Source organism: Dyadobacter endophyticus (genome assembly GCF_014641595.1).
Lineage (GTDB): Bacteria > Bacteroidota > Bacteroidia > Cytophagales > Spirosomataceae > Dyadobacter > Dyadobacter endophyticus.
This window is the reverse complement of the sequence record NZ_BMIA01000001.1, coordinates 2,942,136-2,963,099: the sequence shown is the minus strand read 5'-3', so window position 1 is coordinate 2,963,099 and position 20,964 is coordinate 2,942,136. Positions and strand designations below refer to the sequence as shown.

The window sequence follows — 20,964 nt, the reverse complement described above, 5'->3', positions numbered from 1 at the left end:
TGTCGATCAATTTAGAATGACTGTGATACACTAGAAATGTGGGGTAGGGTCACAATCTAAGTTGCTGATTGTCCTGAAATAAGATTGTCGGTTGACAGTACTTTGGGGTCTGGGCAGCGAAGTAGTGCATATGCTACAACGCCACTGGAAGTTCCGGTCTTTATAATGTTGTTTCCGTTAATATTTAAGTTAGAAACATCATTGATTTGGCATGCTGCTTGTTTATTTAGGATTTGATTTGCTTGTATCAGTACTCCATCAATAGACAATGGAGCCGGTAGGTTTGTAGAATCTATGCCAGTTATCCTAATCGGGCCCGAAAACCCGGAGCCTGATAGGTCTTTAAAATAGTTGCCGGTAATTGCCAGGTTTCTCAGCAGTCCTGAATTTGATGTAAATATTCGAACCGAATACTGTATGAACGACAAAAGTTGATTATCGCAAATTTTGACATTTTCGTGGGTCCCGCTTGCAAGGTCCAATATAATGTTTCGATTAGAATGGGTCAGCGGTGGGGCGATCCTGAAAATGTTTTCCGCTATAATCAAATTATTCGCCGACTTTGCATAGATACCATCGAACGCGCTTTCGAACCGACACCGTCGAACTGTGACATTGTTCGTTGGGGCTACGTGACCAATAGCCAAGGCAGTTGGGCCTCCAAGAAACTTGCAATTTTGCAAAACAAAGTCGTTAACATTATCAAGGAAAAGGGCGCTTGTGTTTGTATGTAGAAAATCTTTGAACGAAACAGAATCGATGATGCTATCATAGTTTGCGACCGTAAACCGAAAACTTGTTATCTGCGCGTTGGTGTCAACTGGGGAAATGGCTATACTTCTACACTCAAACCTATCGGATGTAGTTATCGTAAACAGCTCTTTATTCGGGTTGGGATTACTAATTCGAAATTGTGTGTTTTTGCCCTTAATGGCGAGCGGACCGTTAACGGTAAGGGCAGCATTTACCCTAATAGCGTTTTTTTGAAGAAAAATCAGTTCTCCGCCGTTTTGAATTGCGTTGTCAATCTCATCTTGTATCCGTGGTGCGTTGTCTGTAGAATTGTTATCAACTGCTTTGGACATTACCGAACTCCGTTCAAAGAACGTATACATGTATTCTGAATTTCTAAGTCCTGTCTCGACTTTGTCAATTGCAACAGTATATCCATCTGTCTTATTAAAAGCATTCAGTTCACTCCAGGTGATAGTTCTGTTGGTACCCGACTGGGCATCCGATCGGACTGTCAGGCGTAATTCCATGCTTTCCGTGTTCGCTTGCAGCGTATAGGGAACGATTACCTCGATGAATGCAGGGTTGGCCGAAAATGTGCGGGAAACGATTGAGGAGGCGATTGGAGTCACATTCGTCCCTCCCGAAAACAATGAAACGGCAAAATTCTGTTGAAACACACCAAGGTTCATGTCCGAAATCAGTAGCCTGAACCACACTTCGTCCCCACCTGTCCGGTCAGGGAATATCGTAGTATTGAAATTACCACGACTTAGGTACGCGCCACTGCCAGTTACAGATGAAGAAATGGTCATGGTTTTACTGCCATTAGTGATCGTCACACCAGTCACTGCTTGTCCTGCTGGTGTTCCAATTGGGCCGCCCCAGAAATCTGATCGATTAGTTAAAATTTTGTCCGTGAAATACTCTTCAAAAGGAGTCATACAAGTGTTTTTATATGGTTTAAACTAAAAAAGGAAATCCATGACAAAGTCAATATTCACGTGCTACTGGCGTGACATAAGGATAAAAGAATCGAAGAGATGGGTGCGGTATTTCTTTAATTACTTGATTTTTGACAAAATATTGCTCAATCGTAAAAAGAAGTCAATAAATAGTTTGCGAACATATCAAGCCTTCTTTATCGATTTCCCTTGTGTTCAATTCCATAGTGATAATTAGACGCTTTGCACGAAAAGCTCTACGTAATACATATATGGCAATCTATTGTTAGATTTTTACCATCGCTAATGGTATTTATAATTGATTTTCATTCGGTTAGCTACGCCTTATTTTCCACCAAGTATCAAAAAACGGCGTATAATATTGATCGTCACCCACACCGGATACGACTATCTGGATAATCCGCCGAAATGATTACTGGGTTAGTCATTTGGAAGGCGTAGTATTTAAGTGCAATGTGCTCTTGTGCAGCCGTTTAATCAAATTTTTGAAACCTTGTAATATTTCAGAGCCTAAAACGGTAACTTTTGGTTATTCGCCTAGAAACCAACCCAACTCTGATAATGAATAAGCTAAGATACGCTGAGCTCATCACTCAAATTCTCGCCAATAGCTACGGATTTTGGTCCTCCCTGAAAAATTCACTGCTTTTCTGGTGCCTGATCGCAGGTTTGGTGTTGCTCATTTGCGCCAAAACGAAGCTGCTTTTTCGGTTTTATTTTTGGTTGACCAAGTTGATGCAGCGGTATTGGGGAATGCCGCGAATCTGTCGGCAATACCTCGTGCCTATGTTTTGGAGAATTCTCAGATCAAACTGGTACACTGTCTTATTGTTAGTGGTTCTATGGATTCTGTTCTTTTATATCGATGCAGGAAGTGATTTGATTATCAGTTTTGTAGGTTACATAATTAAGGATGGTGAAGAATGGTGGTGGAAACTCCTGGCGATATATTTTTTGTTTTTTTTGACTTTGTTGACAGCTCTCGCAATTTGGGCGATACCTTTTTTTCTATTTACCGGCGACAGGGTGAACAGAATTAATCTCGACCGACGTAGTATTCAGCGGTTTTATGTGGGATGTAGGATCCTTTCCATTGTGGCAACTGTCCCTTTCCTGATCCTGGCAAATGCTTTCTTTTTTAGGTACGTTAACGAGGACGTTGCAAACTCTAAGGTTATTGGTGTGAATGGGGCAATTTTGTTGTTCTTGGCTGTTTTCGATGCTTTAATTCTAAATTGGAAAACTGTCAAAGCACCCATGGAAAATGCGACAGTTCTTCTACGCGAGCTGGTTGGCCGAGTATTTCCCAATTACTATTTCAATCTACTTACACGTCTTTTATTGATCGAGCTACTTTACTCGGCGCTGGTTCTCCTAGCAGTGTCTCTGATCGACGAGAATCTCCGCGATAGGGATGCGTATATTAGTTGTATAATTGGAGGCTTCATGGTTTTGAGCGGCGTCACTGTCTTTAGGTTGATTTTCTTTACGAATGGTGTTGATATGAAGCAAAAGGATATTCGTAAACGAGTAGACCAATTGACCAGTGCAAAAACCGCAGCCGAGAGCAAGAAGTTTTACTACACGCTCTTCTGGTTTCTTTGCATTTTCAATTTGACTTTTTTTCTGCTGCCGTCAATGACTGCCATTAATACGATGTTTGTCGTGTTGGCAGTTTTCGCCTTTTTGATCAATTACGTTGATTTTTGCCGGCACCTGGCTGTGGCCGAAAAACCATGGCAAAAAATACTGGGCTATCTGGGCATTGTCATATTTCTTGTCGCTCCCAATATAACCCCGCCTGGCCAGTTCGTCGTGCCTTTAAGAGAATTGAAAACAGCTTCGGCGCAGAACCTGATTTCCTGCGAAAGGTTTAGCAAAGGTCTCGGACCTGTAGATAGTAAAAGGCTCTTGGAGAATGCAATAGAACGACGCATTAAGTTTATTGAATCTCATAGTAAGGCGGCAGATAGTAGCAATATTTACATTGTCTGCGGAATGGGTGGAGGGTCAAGGGCTGGTTATTTTACGGCTCGGGTATTAGGGCTTCTTGATAACAAAGTAGACGGCTTTTGGAGTAATACGTTGCTATACAGCACCGTGTCTGGGAGCTCACCTGGCACCTACCATTATCTGAAACATAGGATCGCAGCTCCTTTGGAAAAGGAGGAATTGAGCTACCTTCAGCACATCTACCGGCAGAACTTTAATTCTAGCGGCATGTTTGGCCTATTACTTGGTGACGGATTTGAAGGCGCATTTGGGGGATTGATTAACAGGATCAAGGCGCTATTTTCACCTTCAAAAGTTTACACCGCATTTCGCGATCGGAATGTCCGGATCCGGCAGGAATATGATTTCGCACTTAATGAGGCACTGGCTGGAACCGGCAATGAGAAATTTCTTAAAAACACTTTTCGATTCGGTGTCGATATTAGTGAGCCCGATGACTTTCAGGGATTTTATCTGCGGAATCAGGATACGATTCCAATTCATCTTGTAAATACTTTTGAGGTAAATTCAGGGAGACGGACTGTTTTGTCGCCATTTGTTGCAGGTGACACTACGTTATTTTCAAACGCCATCCAACCACTTCAGGATATCTCATTCTCTGACTCCATAGCCAAACGCGATATTACCTATCGCGAAGCAGTTAACCTTTCTGAATTGTTCCCTTTCCTTAGCGCGGCTTCAACGATCGGCGAAAATGACAGATATCAATTCGTTGATGGTGGATACTTTGAAAATTACGGACTTGCGACGGCGTTGGACGTTGTACGGTATCTCGAATCTATCCAGAGCCCGGTTTTGAAACGGCTCAAAATTGTACTCATAAAGAACAGTCTGCAGCGCTCAAAGGTTGAAAAAAGTAGCCTTCAATTGTTAGCACCCCTTGTTGGAGTAATCAATGCACCATTTACAGGTCATGCAAATCAGCTTCTGTCAGACGGGATCAAAAAGTTTAACGAAAATATGGTGGTTTTGGAATTCGATCCCGATGCCGACACTTCGAAAATTTCGCTCACCAGGGCCCTGACAACGAAACATATCAAAGCACTTGATGAGCAGGCGATTAGCCAAGTAATGATCAACGAAGCTGCCATCAGGCGTTTGTCTGCTACGGCAGCTGCCCAGCGGAGGGACTCGTGCGGCCTTAATAATTGAAAAAATACTGGAATGCAAAGCAGTTGACTGCCCCGCATATTCCTGTTTACGCGGGTTGAATTGCATAGCCTTCGGAAGCTCCAGCTTTCCCGGCTGCGCGCAATCCAGGCGCCAACAATTTTAAGGTTGGGCCTCAGCAATCAGGGCTTTTTTGATGAGTGAGCGCTCTGTTGTCGAAAGAACGAACGTCGTTTTGGACTGGTGGTGGTGTTCCTTTTTCCTTAGGCAGCTTTCTAGCCCTACCAAATAAATGGAAGGTTCTCGGATGAGATCTGAATTAACTAACAAATGTCAAGTGCTGCTGGATTGGCGATGATAACCTTTGTCCTATCAATAAAAGATAGCAAAAATGGGACAAAGAAATCTGGCGCTGGTTACCGGCGCGAACGGGCATTTAGGGAATAACCTTGTTCGTCTATTAATAAAGAAGGGTATTCCTGTAAGGGCAACGGTTCGCAACCTGGGCAATATTACTTCTCTTTCAGGGTTGGATTGTGAAGTACATCAGGCGGACATTACTGATAGGCAATCGCTATTGAAGGCACTTGATGGCGTAGATGTTTTTTATGCCGTGGGAGCGGCGTTCAAACTATGGGCGAAGGATCCCAAAAGGGAAATCTATGACGTAAACATGGAAGGGACGCGCAATATGATTGAAGCGGCGGCCGAAATGGGCGTCAGGCGAATTGTTTACGTGAGCTCTGTTGCCGCGCTTGACTATACAAATCTGCCGACCAAGGAAAGCTCAGGTTACAATCCTGAACGAGGAGATATGTATTACAATTCAAAAAATGATGGCGAGCAGTTGGCTTTTCGCCTGGCGGCCGAGCTGGGAGTCGAATTGGTCGCAGTTTTACCCTCGGCAATGATAGGAGGTGAGGCTAGCTTGCCTCTGAACGTTTCCTATGGCGTTCTGAAACTGATCTTGAACAAGCAAATCCCGGTTGATACAAAAATTACTTTGAACTGGATCGATGTCAACGACGTGGCAGAAGGCTGCTACCTTGCAGCCAGAAAAGGCAGGACGGGTGAAAGGTATATTCTGGCCAATGAAAAGTGCATGTCTATCACTGAGTCTACCAGGATTTCAGCGAGTATATATCCTGAATTAAGACTGTCGGTTCCTAAGTCCTTGCCGGGCTTTATGTTGACGGCTATTGCGGGCATGATGGAGTTTTCTGCCTGGATTCGCGGAAAGGCCCCAGTGCTGACGAGAAAGGATATTGCGATGTTTTCTGGTCTGCAACAGAATTTCGATATCAGCAAAGCGCGGATGGAGCTTGGTTTTGACCCGACTCCCCCCGAACAGGCGTTAAAAGCAGCGTTGGCTTATTTGATGGAACATAAGCACCTGCTTTCGTAGTTTTGCTATCAATAAATGACCTAACGTAGGAAACCAACCGCATGCACAGTAAACTGATCGGATGCATTCAGCAATTCCATTCGCTTTCCAGCGAAGAGGCCGCCCTAATCACGGCTAGTTTTGATGCGGTGTTGATTCCGAAAAACCGGGTTATCGAAGAGCAGGGAACGGTGCCTAAATATCTGTATTACATCGTATCGGGTTACCTGAGACTATTCCACTATAACGAAGTTGGCGATGAGGTTACGACCCATATTAATTGCCCACCGGGGTTTTTTACGTCTTATTCAAACTTTGCCTCGCAAACTGTCTCTTCAGCAAACGTCGAATGCATTACCGCATGTGAGTTGCTAAGAATCACGAAACCTGAGATGGATGCGCTTATCGCCGCTAGCCCTGTGATGAAGGATTTTAGTATAAGGGTTTTTCAGCAGTCGATTGCTTACAATGAAAACAGGTCGAATGAGCTAGCCACACTCAGCGCCGAGCAGCGGTACCGGAAGCTTATCGATTCATATCCAGAAATACTGCACAACGTGCCCATTCAGTATATCGCTTCTTTTTTGGGAATGAAGCCCGAAAGTTTGAGCCGTATAAGAAAGAAAGTGATGCATTAGCTGGTGCAGGGGAAGTGTTGAGTTTTTTATTGATTCGAACGAATGTTGATAGATCGGAGATTAAAAAACTTTATGTGGTTAAGGTGTTGATTATAAGCTTAGTGATGGTTCGAATACCTTAGGGGTATTTTTGATTTAATTCTCCATTAAATAGGAATAGTCCGCGAAAACTGCGTCGATTTGGCGATTTTCCAGACATACCGGTTAAGGACCTGTGTTTCGAGAAATTCCACTGGAGTCAGGATATACCGCTCCCAGATCGACTTATACTTCCGCGATCCAGTTTCCCAGATCTTCTGATGTCCGCTTCGGATATGCCGGCTATGATCTGGTCACCCTATTAGAATGACATTGATAGGGAGTCGAATTGACTAGTAGTTGATTTGACAGCATACGCAACATACATTCGAGCAGACAACACGGCTAGTTAATGACTGAAATTGTTTGCCGCTATGACCGGGCTCATGATTTTGCATCCGCAGTCTAACTAGATTTGATCTGGATATACCTCATATATTGAGATGTATTTGAATTTTGATCACTTGGTAATATTGTACATCGTACCATCCAATCCGTGTCGTATGAAAAATTCCTACCTACCAAAACTGGTATCGTTGACTTTCATCTTTGTGATGGCAGTAGCGCTTTCCTGTACGGACCACACCGAACCGGACCCGCAGACTGGGTGTAAATTGGTCGATGGTACTCTCAGGCTTTATCCTTGTGAATTTGAAATTCTGAAAGTGGAATTTTGTAACAAGTTAAATATCAATGATATTTTCGGAACTGTAATGCCGGGCCATCCCGACATTACCCTGCCTGTAAGCCTGGCATGGAGCAGCTTTCATCCCTCGCCTGGTTTCGTAGATGCTACTTTCAAAGTCAAGATCCATGTCAAGCGAATTTCGAATCCAGCCTTCGACGTATTTTATCAGTATATAATGCCCAAAATTATACGTGTATTGCCGGTTAGTCCCGATGCATTTGACATTAGTAGTTTCCCTCCGGTTTTCCCACCGCTTCCGGTCCGGCTGGATATGCCGGTCGGTGATACGTCCATCGTCATTGCAGATGCTTCTTATCACGCACGCGAGCAGGTTTTACCACCCCTGAATAAGCCTGTGTATTCAGAAATATCCGGCAATGTCCTTTTCCTGATATACAATATGACGACAGCTAACGTTTTGGCCAATGCTCCCAATAATTATCCGACCATTTTGGATGTTGCAGAAAGTCATATAGCACTCAATCCCACCTTAGTAGAGTAACGCCTCAAAAAAAGTATGAAAAAGGTGCTTTATAGGAGTCTTCGGCGCAAATTTTCATTTTCAATGCAAAAATCGACCTCCCGCTGCTGACCTGCATTTTAAGATCGTCCTTTTATTACGGTATGCAGATCAATTTTGTTGATGAGAACATAGTCACCGAAATCATCAGGTCGACCAAATTGTCTTTATTGACTCCGTCTATACCGTTTTGCATCACTTGTTTTTTGATCGTATTTTTTTCAACCATCGCAGTCATTCTGATTGCGCAGCGATCTAGCGTATCTAATGTGGTAGGTACCAATCTACCAGCCATAAAAAAGATGTCGCTCCAAAGATCAATTGGGTTGGGGATGCTGTCTTTCACTATGCGGTTTTGCGTGTTTTCATCTGGTGTTGTCCATAAGATATGTAAACAGATTCTTCAAGCTCAATACGTTCTGGGGGAAATGCCACCAATGGCAGCCAGGACAAGCCCAGGAAATAGCTTGTCGGGGAAGGATATTTGAGGGAGTTGATTATTGTCTGTCAGATTGTTAACTTAGCATGCGCACATTTATCATTGACATCACCCAAAGAAAGACGCAGGAGAAGAGGATATTGGAGGCCAACGAGCAAATTCATATGCTCAATGCCGAGCTTGAAGAACGGGTGCGCCAGCGGACGGCCGAGCTTGCCGATGCAATCCGCTCGGTTGAAAAATCGCAACGGGAGGTTGTCAAGGCGCTGGAAAAAGAAAGAGAGCTGAATCAGATGAAAAGCCAGTTTGTCACAGTTGCCTCCCATGAGTTCCGTACCCCGCTCGCTACAATCCTTTCTTCATCATCGCTGATCAGCAAATATAGCTCCGCTGAGGACGACGAAAAAAGGCAAAAGCACATTCAAAGGATCAAGTCCACAGTAAACAATCTAACAGAAATTCTAAACGACTTCTTATCCATTGGGAAACTAGATGTGCGTGTCGAGGAAAATATGCTTCTCAAAGGTTGCTAGGATCTGTTTAATCACTCATTTAATGATCAATAACTTGGAAGCTAAAACGATTCTTTTGATAGAGGATAATCCGATGATGCGCGAGAATACAGCCGAGATTCTCGAATTGGCGAACTACCGGATATTAACCGCCGAGAATGGTAAAGAGGGAGTTCAAAAAGCTATCCAGTCCAGACCGGATTTGATTATTTGTGATATTATGATGCCGGAGCTTGATGGGTATGGGGTGTTGCACCTTTTGGGGAAAGATGAAAAGACAGCTAGTATCCCGTTCATATTTCTGACCGCCCGCGCCGAGAAAAACGACTACCGGAAAGGGATGGTGCTCGGTGCAGATGATTATCTGACCAAGCCTTACGATGATGTCGAGCTGCTCAGCGCAGTGGAAACGCGGCTCAGCAAGAACGACCGTATCAAGCGGAATTTCGAAAGATCAAGCGAAGGGATCGATGATTTTCTCGTAGAGGCAAGCAGTTTGAACGGAATGGGGAATCTTTGCGCCAATAAACGCGTGAAGACTTTAAAAAAGAAGGAAATGCTCTACTCCGAAGGGACCTACCCGGCAAGTCTTTATTTCCTGCAAAAGGGTAAGATCAAAGAGTTTCGTTCAAACGACCAGGGAAAGGAATATATCACTAATCTGTACAAGGAGGGCGATTTTGTGGGCTACCTGGATTTGTTGCAGGCAGATTCCTACCAGCAGTCAGCTGTTTGTCTGGAACCATCGGAAGTTGCTGTTATACCCAAGGACGATTTTCTCAAACTTTTTCAGGGCAGTCGGGCCGTAGCATCCAAGTTTATCCGTATGCTCTCAGACAATGTTCGCGACCGCGAAGAGAAACTTTTGCACCTTGCCTATAATTCAGTGAGGAAAAGGGTAGCTGAATCCCTTGTCGCGCTGGCTAATCGTTATCATGAGGATAAATCCAAACCGTTTTCGATGGCCATTTCCAGGGAAGACATTGCATCAATGTCCGGAACGGCGACCGAGACGGTGATCCGTATGCTCTCCGATTTTAAGGAAGAACTTTTGATCGAAATGAGAGGGAGCGCCATCACCGTCCTGGAATATGACAAGCTGCTCAGAATGCGGAACTGAACCGTTTTTTCTTCAATGTTTATCCCGGTAATCACTTGACAAGTTTAAATGGTTAGGACTGACAGCGATCAGTATTTGTATTGCCGGACATCATGTTCAACACTGGCTGTTGTTGGTAGATTGACGCTGGCAAAAAAGCGGTAACATGACAATAACGGAAAGACAGATTTCTTCGGTTCGTGAAATCGACCTGAGCCCTAAGCAAGGCAAAACCTACTGGGCAGACGCCAGCCGTGAATGGCGTGAGGAATTTATCTACTTCTTACTGGTCGACCGTTTTCACGATGACCTGGACCGTATGCCAACCACCGTTCCCGGCAGACAGAAGGGCTATGGGGATGCAGAGCAACTGCGAAAGAGGTGCGGTGGAACGCTGAGAGGTATAACAAGACACCTTGATTATATAAGGGACCTAGGCTGTACAGCATTATGGCTGAGCCCGGTATTTGAAAATAACGATACCTGCTATCATGGGTATGCCATTGAGAATTACCTCAATGTTGATCCAAGGTTTGGCAGCAAGCAGGATTTGGCCGAGTTGGTTGAAAAGGCTCACGAATTTGGTATTAAGGTATTTCTGGATATTGTCCTGCATCACTCGGGCGATAACTGGTCCTATCCCGGCGACTATGATTACTACTATTATCAGGGTGCTGTGTTCCCGTTCTGCGAATGGAGATCCGATGAAATTCCAGTTCCGGTTGAACTTCGTAATCCGGAATTGTATTGGCGCAAAGGTCGTATCCGTAATTTTGATGCTTACCCGGAAACCCGGGAGGGAGACTTTGCAGGCTTAAAGAGTTTTAAGAACGACGCTTCCCCGGAAGGCTTGCTGGTTCAGCAGATATTGACGAAAGTACATTGCTACTGGATACGTGAAGCCGATGTGGATGGCTTTCGAATTGACGCCGTCAAACATATGGGTGAAGAGATGGTTAGTCAGTTCTGTTCACACGTGAGGGAATACGCCTATTTGTTAGGGAAAAAAGATTTTTTTCTTTTTGGTGAGCTTGTCGGGCCAGAAGAAATGTACAACCGCTACATCGGCCCGAAGACTTCGGTAGTGGTCGAAGACAAAGCCATCTATTTCGGGCTCAATTCGGTACTTGATTTTCCGCTTTATCACATTCTGGCGGATGTGGTTCGGGGGATATCACGGCCGCAAAAGCTTATCGAGCGGTATGAGTCGCTAAGGGAAAATGCGATGAGCAGGGGAGAATTCGGCGAGTTCCTCGTTACTTTTATTGACAATCACGATCAGGTCGGGCAGACATTTAAAAAGCGGTTTGGCCATGAGGCTTCGGAAGACCAGATCATCGCCGGAATCGGATTTTTACTGTGCGCGCTGGGAACGCCCTGTATTTATTATGGGACCGAACAGGGCTTTGAGGGCGCGGGTACCGAAGACTATAATGTCAGGGAATCGATGTTTAGCCTCGAAGGTAGGCCTGTAAGCGCGCTAAGTAAATCCGGCCGGATCTACCAGCAGATCGCTGCTTTGGCCAAAATCAGGATGAATAGCCCGGTGCTTAAATTCGGCAGGATGTATATGCGCAAGCAATCCATGGACGGAGAGATTTTTACCTTGCCGACCTTCGAGAAGTGTCTCCTGGCCTTCTCGCGGGTGCTATATGATCATGAAATGGTGATAGCCTACAATAGTTCTCTGACTGAGGAAGACCAGGAGTATGTGCGGGTAGACCCATCGCTCAATCCGCAGGGAAGCGTCTTTACCTTCATCTATGGACAATCCGGTAGCGTGAATGTATTGACTAATGAGGAGGGAAGCCGGCATTTTATCAAGCTGCGGCTTGCGCCGGCGCAGTTCGTTATTTTAAGTAACAAACCAATGTAAATACCGTCCGCAAATCCAGCCAACGTTTCCACCTTACGACTGCGATACAAATTGATGATCCGTAATCGACTAACCCATGCAGCAGCTGGATAAAAGATATTATACTCTAACCGTAGAACAGGCCCTTGTGGTTCTGAACACCGACCCTGAAAATGGTTTAGAAAATCAGCAAGCCAGCCTGAGGTTATTACAATATGGTCAAAATGTAGTTGAAGACAAAAGGGAGAAAAGTATGCAATTTGCGGCTCCTGAGCGCTCACGTAGGAAGTGCTCAGCGCTGCAAGTATGAAGATAGTTTTCAGTGTAGTAAAAAGCATATTTCCTTGCTGGCGTTAACTGAACCTTGCATACCTTATAGGTTTGCATCGCTCAGGGTTGCCTCCTTTTGTTGATCGCTCTTTTGGCATGCTGATCCGCACTGGCAACGTTGCGCTATTTTGTGGTATTCTTTTTCAGCTTTGCCTTTGAGGTCTTCCAGCGTGTCCTGGCAGCTCTCTTCAAGGTCTTCGATCAAGTCCAACCCAGCCTCAGTAAGTTTGCGCCGGGTACGCTTACCTTTTTCCGGAGCAATTAAAATACCTGCCGCTAAACCTGCCGCGGCGGCAAGTGTTATGGCGAGTGCAATTCTGATACTTTTCATGATTTGAATAGTTAATTAAATAAATTGTTTCTGCGAGGTTGCCGCCTTCTGCAATGAAGCGACAATTGCAGGATAAAGTAAGTGGCCTGAAATCAATTAATCTGTGATCACAGAGTTGTTCAATGCTGACCTTGCTCATATTAACTGGTATTCAGAAATCGTAACTTTCTATACGTAAGCTATTGGTTATCGTTAACCAATGATTACGATAACGTCGGAGTCTTAACAAGATAGTTGTATGAATCTGCCAGCAACGATGCGTGCGATGGTTCTGTCCGAGCCCGGAGAGCCATTAAATGAGGTCACTGTCCCCGTTCCAACACCCGGGACCGGTCAAGTGCTTATCAAGGTTGTCGCCTGTGGTGTCTGCCGGACCGACCTTCATATCATAGACGGGGAATTGAAAGGGGCCAGGCTCCCCTTGATCCCGGGACACGAGATAATGGGTACAGTGGTTGGGCTCGGGGAAGGGGTGACTAATCTGAAAATAGCTGCAATGGTCGGGATTCCATGGTTGGCTCGTACCTGCGGAAAATGTAAGTATTGTTTAACCGGCAGAGAGAATTTGTGCGATCAGGCTCTGTTCACAGGCTTTACAGTCAACGGCGGATATTGCCAGTACACTGTGGCTTTTGAAAAATACTGTATTCCGCTTCCCGGTTATTATCAGCATCCGTGGGCAGCGCCCCTCCTATGTGCGGGCTTAATTGGCTACCGCTCTTATCGAATGCTTGATAGGAATTGTGAAAAAATCGGCATTTATGGTTTTGGAGCTGCTGCTCACATATTGATCCAGATTGCTGGTTTTCAGAATAAAAAGGTGTATGCGTTCAGTAAAAAAGGGGATACCGCCGCCCAATTGCTGGCAGAAAAATTGGGAGCAGTCTGGGCTGGTGATTCCTCTCAACCCGCTCCCGAAGAGCTTGACGGAGCGATCATCTTTGCGCCAACGGGGGAGCTTATCCCCAAGGCACTTTCAGACATCGAAAAAGGTGGCACCGTCGTCTGCGGGGGGATACATATGAGTGATATCCCTGGATTTGAATACCGTCTGCTGTGGGGGGAACGAGTGGTCAGGTCAGTCGCTAATCTGACGGTCAGAGACGGGCAGGAGTTTTTCCAATTAGCAATGAGGATTCCTCTCAAAACGCAGGTCCAGTTTTATAAACTCTCACAGGCCAATCAGGCCCTTGGTGATCTCAGGGAAGGGAGGGTTTACGGTGCGGCTGTTTTGGTTATGGACCAGGAAGGAGAGTGATACCGAGTTTATGCATAATCTTGTTTGCTGGTGGTAGGGAAGATCGAATAGTAAAGCGAAAGATGAGAAATGACAAAACAGATATTGTGCACAACGAGGACCCTGTTTCATCGATCGGCGCGGATGCTGAGGTTGATTCTGAACTGGCCGAGAGGGTGTCTGAGATCCTGCATGGGGATTGTCTGATCGACACCGCCAAAATATCCGTCAGGGTCTTGAATCGCACTGTTTACCTTGAAGGTGCTGTCAATTCCGAAAACGAGCGGAATATGGCTTACCAGGACACCATAAATATTTTTGGCGTCAGGAATGTTGTGAACTATTTGACCTTTCCGTGTCCCTACTTGAGGGGAAATAGGATGTGAAATTTTGCGGGTATAACACAACCCGGATTTCAATCGCCATCAGCTAGACGAAGCTCGCTGGCTGCTCCTGTACGACTACTCAATAGTATAGCTCAGCCGGTTTGCGTATACGACAGAATTATCTCCCAGAATTGCATATGCCCTGTAATAGAAGAAAGTCCTTCCCGCAATGATATCTTTCATGTAAGAATATTCATTGGTACCCAGGGTCAGCTTCTTGTCAAAAACAACCTTGTTGTCGCTGATGGTGGGTAGCTGATTATGATTTCCCACGCCTCGGAAATAGGCGGTAAATACCACCCCGTGCTCAATAATCGGCTGATCTCCAAGTTGGCTGGCCTCCATTCTGAAAACGGTTGATTGCGTTGCCGGACTAAACGGCAATGTTCGTCTTTCAATCTGAGAGGCCGGGATTTGGTGATCTTTGACGCAAGATGAAAGCATTGCCATTACTAAAACCAGGAATGCAAAATAAGAGGACGGTTGATGTGCCTTTGAAGGCGCCTGGTTGAATGATTTCCGCACAAGGCCACCAACCGAAGCCACCGTGGATCTACCTTCTTTGCGTGGAGGTATTTCTTCCGGTTGTGTTAACGGACGTGGCTCAGTCTCGGGAACTATCTCAGGTTCATAGGGAATTTGCGGCCGGACTGGTGCGTCCGGTATGAATTCGGGCTTTGCCGGCTGGCCGCCGATTTCAGGATTGATAATCAGGATATTTTTCATTTGAAGATAGGTTAATGGTGCATAATCAGATCTTGTTCCATGCTAGCGATGGGCGATGAAAAGGGGTGTCTTGAGCTGCGCCATCAAATGGTCGGCCATATCGACGCGAAGCCAGCGGGAAACCATTGATCGTTGGAAGGCGCCCAGGACCACAAGTTCATCCTGGCGTTTATTTTTGAGATGCTTTATAATTTCAGCAACCGGTTCGCCGTGGACTACTTTGTAGGATGCCTCCGGAAAATGCCGCTTCATGAACTCTTTCATCAACCGGTTTTCGGGTAAATGCAAATCAAGATGATAGGGTTTAACCGTCAGCACTTCAACAGGCATTTTGCCAAGAGTCGGAAGTAAGTAGCTGAACATTTTGATCGCATGTACCGAGGCAGGGCCTCCGTCGTAAAGCAGCACTACTTTTTCGATATTTTCGAATTGCTGGGGTACGACCACCACAGGGCACTCCGCATTTTCCAGCAGGTGTCTCACAAAGCTTGTCGGTACATCCTGATCGAAGCGGGAAAATGTTTCTTTTTTACAGATGATCATCAGGTCCGCATACAGACTTTCATGTAACAATTGCGGCATGGCTGCGCTCTTGCCATGATGGATATTGAAATTAATCCGGGCGGATTGACAGGTTTCCGTGAACTGTGAGACGGCATTGTCCTGGACCATTTTATCGTGTTCGTCCAGCGTGCGAGTGATGTTTTCCTCGACTGCGTCTTCCAGTGAGAGATCGTAAATAGAATAGCTATGATAATTTTTGTCCTCGTTAAAAACCCCTACCAAATGCGAGTGGGTCTCCCGGGTCAGTTGGGCGGCGTACTCAGCTGTGCTTTCTGAGTACTTTAACCCATCAATGGCGGCGATGATTTTCTTCATGGTCGGATGCGTGTTTGTGAAACAATATTGATTAAAAATACAGGGCTGACTTTGGGTGATTAGCGATGGTGATCAATGCGTGATATGATTAGCGTCAGTGCCTTGTCTTGTGTCGGGGAGCGTATGCGTACTGCTCGAGTGTGAAAGCAGCTGGCTGTGCTTACCCGGTCATTCAGTCGGCCTGACTCTCCAGTTGAAGCCTGGTGTGATGTCTGGTGCCGTTCCTGACGAAGGTGATCGTGACTTTTTGTCCGGGGTGTGACCGGGCAATCCATTCGCTGAGCTGGGCCGTAGATGCTATCTGAACATTGTCCAACGCAATGATGATATCCCCGGGCTCCAACCCAGCCGCGCGGGCTGGCCCGGCATTCTCAATATCTTCAATTAGTAGTCCTGCAACAAGCTGATTATTGAGCTCGGCTGCTTTGGCTGGGTCCATTTCAGAAGTTCCAATGCCAAAGCTTCCCCGTCTGGCCTTACCATAATTCAGCAAATCGTCGGCCGTTTTTTTGACCACCTCAACCGGTATTGCGAACGAGTAGCCCGCGTATACGCCATTGGGTGATGCAATAGCGGTGATGATACCTGTTAATCTACCGTCCAGATCTACGAGCGCTCCGCCGCTGTTGCCTATATTGACAACGCCGTCGGTCTGAATGAAGGATTGCAATACCCAATGAGCGCTTTTTTGAGCAATATTTCGCGCTTTGAAGCTAATGATGCCTTGTGTTACGGTGGAGGTAAAGTTCAAAGGGTTCCCGGCAATAAGCGCTATGTCACCGGTCATCAGAGAATCGGAATTGCCGAATTGCAGAAATGGTAATCCGCTTTCATTGATGCTAAGTAAAGCGAGATCGGTTGCCTTGTCTGTCCCAATGATTCGTGCGGCATACCACCGGCTATCGCTGAGTAGGACTTCAATTTTGTCGGCTCCTTCAATGACATGATAATTGGTGACAATGTAGCCGTCTTCACTGATCAGGACCCCTGACGCAGAGCCACTTCCGTCCCCGAGGCGGTCGGCGGTGGGATGTTTGTAAGGCCCGACCACATCTTTATCGAAAAAATCAAAGTAGAAATCCGGAATTGCTTTCGGGATCTCTTTTATGTAGCTCGTTTTAATCTGGACAGTTGATTGTATGGCGCGTTGGGCTGCGTACCTGAAATTGAAACTGCGCATACCGCCCTCCCTCGTACGCTGGGTTGTTTTGCCCCTTGCAAGTAATTGTTTTGAAGCAAATGATTGGAGCGGGATTTTCTCATCTGGCCTTTCTATTTGCTGGCCCTGGCCTTTGCAGGCAGATAGCAGCACACAAAGAATCATGGCATAAAGCCACCTGAATGTTTTTCGATTAATGCGACCCGGGTTCATATTCTGGCACATTTTTAAAAGCCTTCTTTAGTGGTAAAGTTTTTAATATGGCCGCATTATTTTTCTGATCAATGCTGGTGCAAAAGATGACCATTGTCAGCCAGATTCGCATTGGGCTGCGCGATATTTATCAATGAGTTGTAAAGGAAGAAATTATGATGATTCTCGTCTGTGGATTGCCTGGATCAGGCAAGAGTTTTTTTGCTTCCCGCCTTGCCGCGAAGCTGAATGCGGAGTACATCAATAGTGACCGGGTTCGTAAAGCGTTGCTGGCTACGGGCAGGTACTCTTTCGAAGATAAGCTTCGGATATACCAGCACATGGCTGAAAGGGCCGTGACCTTAGCCAGGCAGGGGAGAGACGTGGTGTTGGACGCTACATTTTATCATCATACTATGCGCGAGCTATTTACCCAGGCTGCCCTGCAAAACCAGTGTCCGGTCCGGTTCATTGTGATCGTGGCTTCTGAGGCACTCGTGAAAGAGCGGCTGTCACGGCCAAGAACCGACAGCGAAGCTGATCTGGGGGTGTATCAGACCATGAAGGCTCAGTTTGAGAAGTTTACCCAGCCACATCTTCGGTTGCAATCTGAAGCCGACAATATTGAACAGATGCTGACGGCGGCAGTGGATTATTTAACCGTCACTAATGGAAAGCCTTGAAATCAATAGTCTCGCCCAGGAGGGCAGCTTTCAGGGAATGCCGTTAAATGCTTCTCTGTTGCAGACGCATATCTCCTGGGTTTTACTTAGTGGCAATAGGGTCTTTAAGATCAAAAAGCCTGTTAAACTTTCATTCCTGGATTTTTCGACAATTCAGGCTCGAAAACTAGCCTGTGAGAAGGAACTGGAAGTCAACCGGCGTTTTTCACCTATTTATCAGGGTGTGCTTCCGGTTGGAAGGGGAGGTAATACTTTTTGTATCGGCGGGGCCGGAAGCGAAATTGTTGACTATGCGGTGATGATGCGACGGCTCTCGTCTGCGCGGAAAATGGATGCGATGCTGGCCGCCGGAAAAGTAGAAAGCACCCATATTGTCTCTCTGGCAAAACTGGTTGCATCATTTCACCGGAGCGCTGAGGTTGTTTCACTACCATTGCAGCTCAGTGAGATGGTGGCAACCTTTGATGACATTACCACGGTGAGCGGGTTTGTGGCAGAACATCTGGGCACTGCATTTGGCAAGCTTATCGAGCATGCGGTAGCGCTAAGTACGCAGTTTTTGACCACCTATTTACCTCGTATGAACGAAAGGGTTCGACTGGGTTTTCGAAGGGACCTTCACGGCGATTTGCATTCGGGGAATGTCTTCCTTTATAAAAAGCCAATCCTGTTCGACTGCATCGAATACAACGACCGCTTCCGGCAAATAGATGTACTCGATGAAATAGCATTCCTTTGCATGGATCTGGAATGCTTCGGGCAGTATTCACTTTCGGAAATGTTTCTCTCGCTTTATTGCGAGGATTTTCCTTGTTTTCAGACCGAATCAGACAACCTGATTTTTGTTTACTACAAATGCCTCAGGGCCAATATCAGGGCCAAGGTTTTCGCAGTGACCGCCATGACCGCACCCAATGATAAAAGCAGGCAGAAGGCGCTGGGTTTATGTAAAAAATATCTGGACCTTTTAAGCACCTATTCCGGCCAGCTTGCGATGCATTAAGGTGCCCCTGTGTTCTTTGTATGATCGGATTGCATGGTTGATAACCAATTGATTCTTAAATGACTACGAAAATATGCCACGCTACCTGCTTTTCGCTCTTTTGATACTTCACGGAGTTCCCCATCTGGCGGGTTCCTTTACTCCCGTCGCAGGCCGTTTGCTGGCGATTGCTCTTCCGTTTTTAGAAAAGCAAAAACAACATCATAAAATTCGTTCGGAAGAAAGGGCTTGACCAGGTATTCGGAAAACCCGTTCGATAATGCCTTGTCACGCTCGTCGGTAAACGCTGAAGCCGTCAGCGCGATGATGGGTGTAAGGGCGCCCTGGGCACGGATGATCTGGGTAGCCTCAAAACCATCCATAACCGGCATTTTAAGATCCATTAACACCAAATCGTAGTGATTGTGATTGAATTTTTCAACCGCTTCGCAGCCATTTTCGGCCTTCTCGTACTGCAAACCTATTTTTTTAAGCAGACTCGTGGCAAACAGTAAATTAATAGCATTGTCATCCACGACCAAAACCCTTGCTTCCGGGAGGATAACTTTTATGCCTACCGGTTTTTCTTCCACCTCTTGTTGATCGGAATACTCGAAATCAATACAAAAAGAAAAACGCGATCCGTGCCATTGCTCGCTTTCTAATCTTATTTCACTCCCAAAAAGTCGGAGAAGCTCTTTGGTTATCGCCAGTCCGAGCCCTGTGCCGCGATTGCCTCTCTTGGCTTCCATACTGCTTTGTACGAAGATGTCGAAAATAGAAGATTGATCTTCCAGCGGAATGCCGATTCCTGAATCGCTGATTTCAAAGTGTAACGATGTCCGGCTTTCATCCCTTTTAAGTTCTGTAACTGTCAGCTTTACAAAGCCTTTCTCAGTAAATTTAATCGCATTATGGATCAAATTGGTGATGATCTGGTTCAGGCGTACCTGGTCGCCGGTCAGGTGTGCTGGCAAAGCCGGGTCAATTTCAAAGATTAAATCCAGTTCCTTCTCCTGAGCACGCGGAACGAAGGTTTTTTCAAGATTTTCAAGAAAAAAGGAAAGGTTAAACGGCTCTCTGGCAAGTTTGACATGATTGGAGTTGATTTTATTGAAATCCAGCACATCATTCACCACCGCCATCAGGTGATCGGAGGAAAACTTTAATGTGCCGACCAGCTCCTTCTGAAAATCTGTTCTCAGATCCTCTTGCAGAAGCAAATGGATAACGCCCACGATGCCGTTCAGGGGCGTCCTGATCTCATGGCTCATGGTGGAAAGGAAGTCGGATTTTGCCTGCATTGCCTCCTTAGCAAGCAGGTTTTGCTTTTCGAGTTCCTTGTTTTGCCTTTGCAGGCTATGGAAATAAATAAATTCACGGTACTGCTTGTTATAGCGCATTTGCATAACCAAAGGGAAAACGCTTTGCCCCAGAAAGTAGAAGAAACCGCCCTCTTTCAAAAAACGAAGCAGCACATCCTCACCATTGATATACAGCGCAAGGGAAAAGAACAAGACTGTGGTTACCGAACTGGCCAGGGCATAATTAAACTTCCAGCGCAGGACCCAGAACGAAAAAATAAGTTGTAGGGTCAGATTAATACTTAGATCATAGTAATAAAGGGTCTGAAAACGGGCCAGGATAAACGAATGGAAAATGACCATTAACATCCGGCTGTAAAAAGAGGCGTTCTGACTAGTTATCTTCTCTCTGAAATGCAGGAGAATGATCAGCGCTACCAGGCTGCTACAGGTAATTTGTATCAGGAAAATAGACTGATAATTGGGATTGCCATTCAGGTAATAGAGGAGCGAGGTGGATGGGTAACAAACCGCAAACGTGAAACAAAATATCCTGTTTCCCCAAATGGACTTTGCTTCAAACTCTTTTTCCCAAAGATCCTGCAAGCCGCGTGGGTTATCCATTACCTTTTGGTAGAAATTAAGTGTTGCCAATGCCGATAGGACGCGCTATAAAAACATCGCAAAGTAGCAATTTGGAGCACATATTCCATATTGAAACC

General features: G+C 45.7%; 19 protein-coding genes. 12 read left to right on the top strand and 7 right to left on the bottom strand.

The genetic code is table 11. The features are described from left to right. Positions 1-56: 56 nt before the first annotated feature. A complete protein-coding gene (locus IEY24_RS11845; protein ID WP_188931923.1) occupies positions 57-1,676 on the bottom strand; it encodes a hypothetical protein in 1,620 nt (539 codons plus the stop codon). 582 nt (positions 1,677-2,258) lie between these two features. On the opposite strand from IEY24_RS11845, the gene IEY24_RS11840 reads away from it, so the two are divergent. The 4 genes from IEY24_RS11840 to IEY24_RS11825 all read left to right on the top strand — a co-directional run bounded on the left by IEY24_RS11840 (position 2,259) and on the right by IEY24_RS11825 (position 8,110). Then, entirely contained in the window at positions 2,259-4,862 is a 2,604-nt protein-coding gene (locus IEY24_RS11840; protein ID WP_188931921.1) for a hypothetical protein, read from the top strand. 349 nt (positions 4,863-5,211) lie between these two features. Next, positions 5,212-6,225 (top strand): NAD-dependent epimerase/dehydratase family protein, encoded by a 1,014-nt coding sequence (locus tag IEY24_RS11835; RefSeq protein ID WP_188931919.1) that lies wholly within the window; start codon positions 5,212-5,214, stop codon positions 6,223-6,225. 41 nt (positions 6,226-6,266) lie between these two features. Continuing rightward, positions 6,267-6,842, top strand: coding sequence for a Crp/Fnr family transcriptional regulator (locus IEY24_RS11830; RefSeq protein WP_188931917.1), 576 nt, complete (start codon positions 6,267-6,269; stop codon positions 6,840-6,842). Between the two features lie 581 nt (positions 6,843-7,423). Next, entirely contained in the window at positions 7,424-8,110 is a 687-nt protein-coding gene (locus IEY24_RS11825; protein ID WP_188931915.1) for a hypothetical protein, read from the top strand. A 115-nt stretch (positions 8,111-8,225) separates the two neighbouring features. Here IEY24_RS11825 and IEY24_RS11820 read toward each other — a convergent pair whose 3' ends face one another. Next, on the bottom strand, positions 8,226-8,474 hold the full coding sequence (locus IEY24_RS11820; RefSeq protein WP_188931913.1) for a hypothetical protein: 249 nt from the start codon (positions 8,472-8,474) through the stop codon (positions 8,226-8,228). A gap of 179 nt (positions 8,475-8,653) precedes the next feature. Between IEY24_RS11820 and IEY24_RS11815 the strand changes: the two genes are divergently transcribed. The 4 genes from IEY24_RS11815 (at position 8,654) to IEY24_RS11800 (ending at position 12,343) form a co-directional block, all read left to right on the top strand. Beyond that, positions 8,654-9,100 carry a histidine kinase dimerization/phospho-acceptor domain-containing protein gene (locus tag IEY24_RS11815; protein WP_188931911.1) on the top strand — a complete coding sequence of 149 codons (447 nt, stop codon included), beginning with the start codon at positions 8,654-8,656 and terminating at the stop codon, positions 9,098-9,100. A gap of 22 nt (positions 9,101-9,122) precedes the next feature. Then, on the top strand, positions 9,123-10,199 hold the full coding sequence (locus tag IEY24_RS11810) for a response regulator (RefSeq protein ID WP_188931909.1): 1,077 nt from the start codon (positions 9,123-9,125) through the stop codon (positions 10,197-10,199). Between the two features lie 145 nt (positions 10,200-10,344). Further along, the gene (locus IEY24_RS11805) at positions 10,345-12,054 is read left to right on the top strand and encodes an alpha-amylase family glycosyl hydrolase (protein ID WP_229222025.1); all 1,710 of its coding nucleotides are present in this window, start codon (positions 10,345-10,347) and stop codon (positions 12,052-12,054) included. Between the two features lie 76 nt (positions 12,055-12,130). Next, positions 12,131-12,343 (top strand): cation-transporting P-type ATPase, encoded by a 213-nt coding sequence (locus tag IEY24_RS11800; protein WP_188931907.1) that lies wholly within the window; start codon positions 12,131-12,133, stop codon positions 12,341-12,343. 63 nt (positions 12,344-12,406) lie between these two features. Here the strand turns inward: IEY24_RS11800 and IEY24_RS11795 are convergent, their stop codons facing one another. After that, positions 12,407-12,694: a YtxH domain-containing protein gene (locus IEY24_RS11795; protein ID WP_188931906.1), complete on the bottom strand. Its 288-nt coding sequence runs from the start codon at positions 12,692-12,694 to the stop codon at positions 12,407-12,409. A 238-nt stretch (positions 12,695-12,932) separates the two neighbouring features. Here IEY24_RS11795 and IEY24_RS11790 point away from each other — a divergent pair, with 238 nt between their 5' ends. Together IEY24_RS11790 and IEY24_RS33090 are read left to right on the top strand one after the other, a co-directional pair. After that, on the top strand, positions 12,933-13,952 hold the full coding sequence (locus IEY24_RS11790; RefSeq protein ID WP_229222023.1) for a zinc-dependent alcohol dehydrogenase family protein: 1,020 nt from the start codon (positions 12,933-12,935) through the stop codon (positions 13,950-13,952). Between the two features lie 62 nt (positions 13,953-14,014). After that, positions 14,015-14,317, top strand: a complete 303-nt coding sequence (locus IEY24_RS33090; RefSeq protein ID WP_188931905.1) for a BON domain-containing protein — start codon at positions 14,015-14,017, stop codon at positions 14,315-14,317. A 75-nt stretch (positions 14,318-14,392) separates the two neighbouring features. Here the strand turns inward: IEY24_RS33090 and IEY24_RS11780 are convergent, their stop codons facing one another. The 3 genes from IEY24_RS11780 to IEY24_RS11770 form a co-directional block, all read right to left on the bottom strand. Beyond that, a complete protein-coding gene (locus IEY24_RS11780; protein ID WP_188931904.1) occupies positions 14,393-15,043 on the bottom strand; it encodes a hypothetical protein in 651 nt (216 codons plus the stop codon). Between the two features lie 42 nt (positions 15,044-15,085). After that, complete coding sequence (locus IEY24_RS11775; protein ID WP_188931903.1) at positions 15,086-15,922, bottom strand: universal stress protein; 837 nt, start codon at positions 15,920-15,922, stop codon at positions 15,086-15,088. A 172-nt stretch (positions 15,923-16,094) separates the two neighbouring features. Continuing rightward, entirely contained in the window at positions 16,095-17,246 is a 1,152-nt protein-coding gene (locus IEY24_RS11770; protein ID WP_229222021.1) for a S1C family serine protease, read from the bottom strand. 203 nt (positions 17,247-17,449) lie between these two features. Here IEY24_RS11770 and IEY24_RS11765 point away from each other — a divergent pair, with 203 nt between their 5' ends. Further along, entirely contained in the window at positions 17,450-17,956 is a 507-nt protein-coding gene (locus tag IEY24_RS11765; protein ID WP_188931901.1) for a P-loop nucleotide/nucleoside kinase family protein, read from the top strand. Further along, positions 17,943-18,959 (top strand): hypothetical protein, encoded by a 1,017-nt coding sequence (locus IEY24_RS11760; RefSeq protein WP_188931899.1) that lies wholly within the window; start codon positions 17,943-17,945, stop codon positions 18,957-18,959. Before IEY24_RS11765 ends, IEY24_RS11760 begins: the two co-directional genes overlap by 14 nt. Positions 18,960-19,096: 137 nt before the next feature. On the opposite strand, the gene IEY24_RS11755 is transcribed toward IEY24_RS11760, so the two are convergent. Further along, positions 19,097-20,866 carry a response regulator gene (locus IEY24_RS11755; protein WP_188931897.1) on the bottom strand — a complete coding sequence of 590 codons (1,770 nt, stop codon included), beginning with the start codon at positions 20,864-20,866 and terminating at the stop codon, positions 19,097-19,099. Positions 20,867-20,964: the final 98 nt, after the last annotated feature.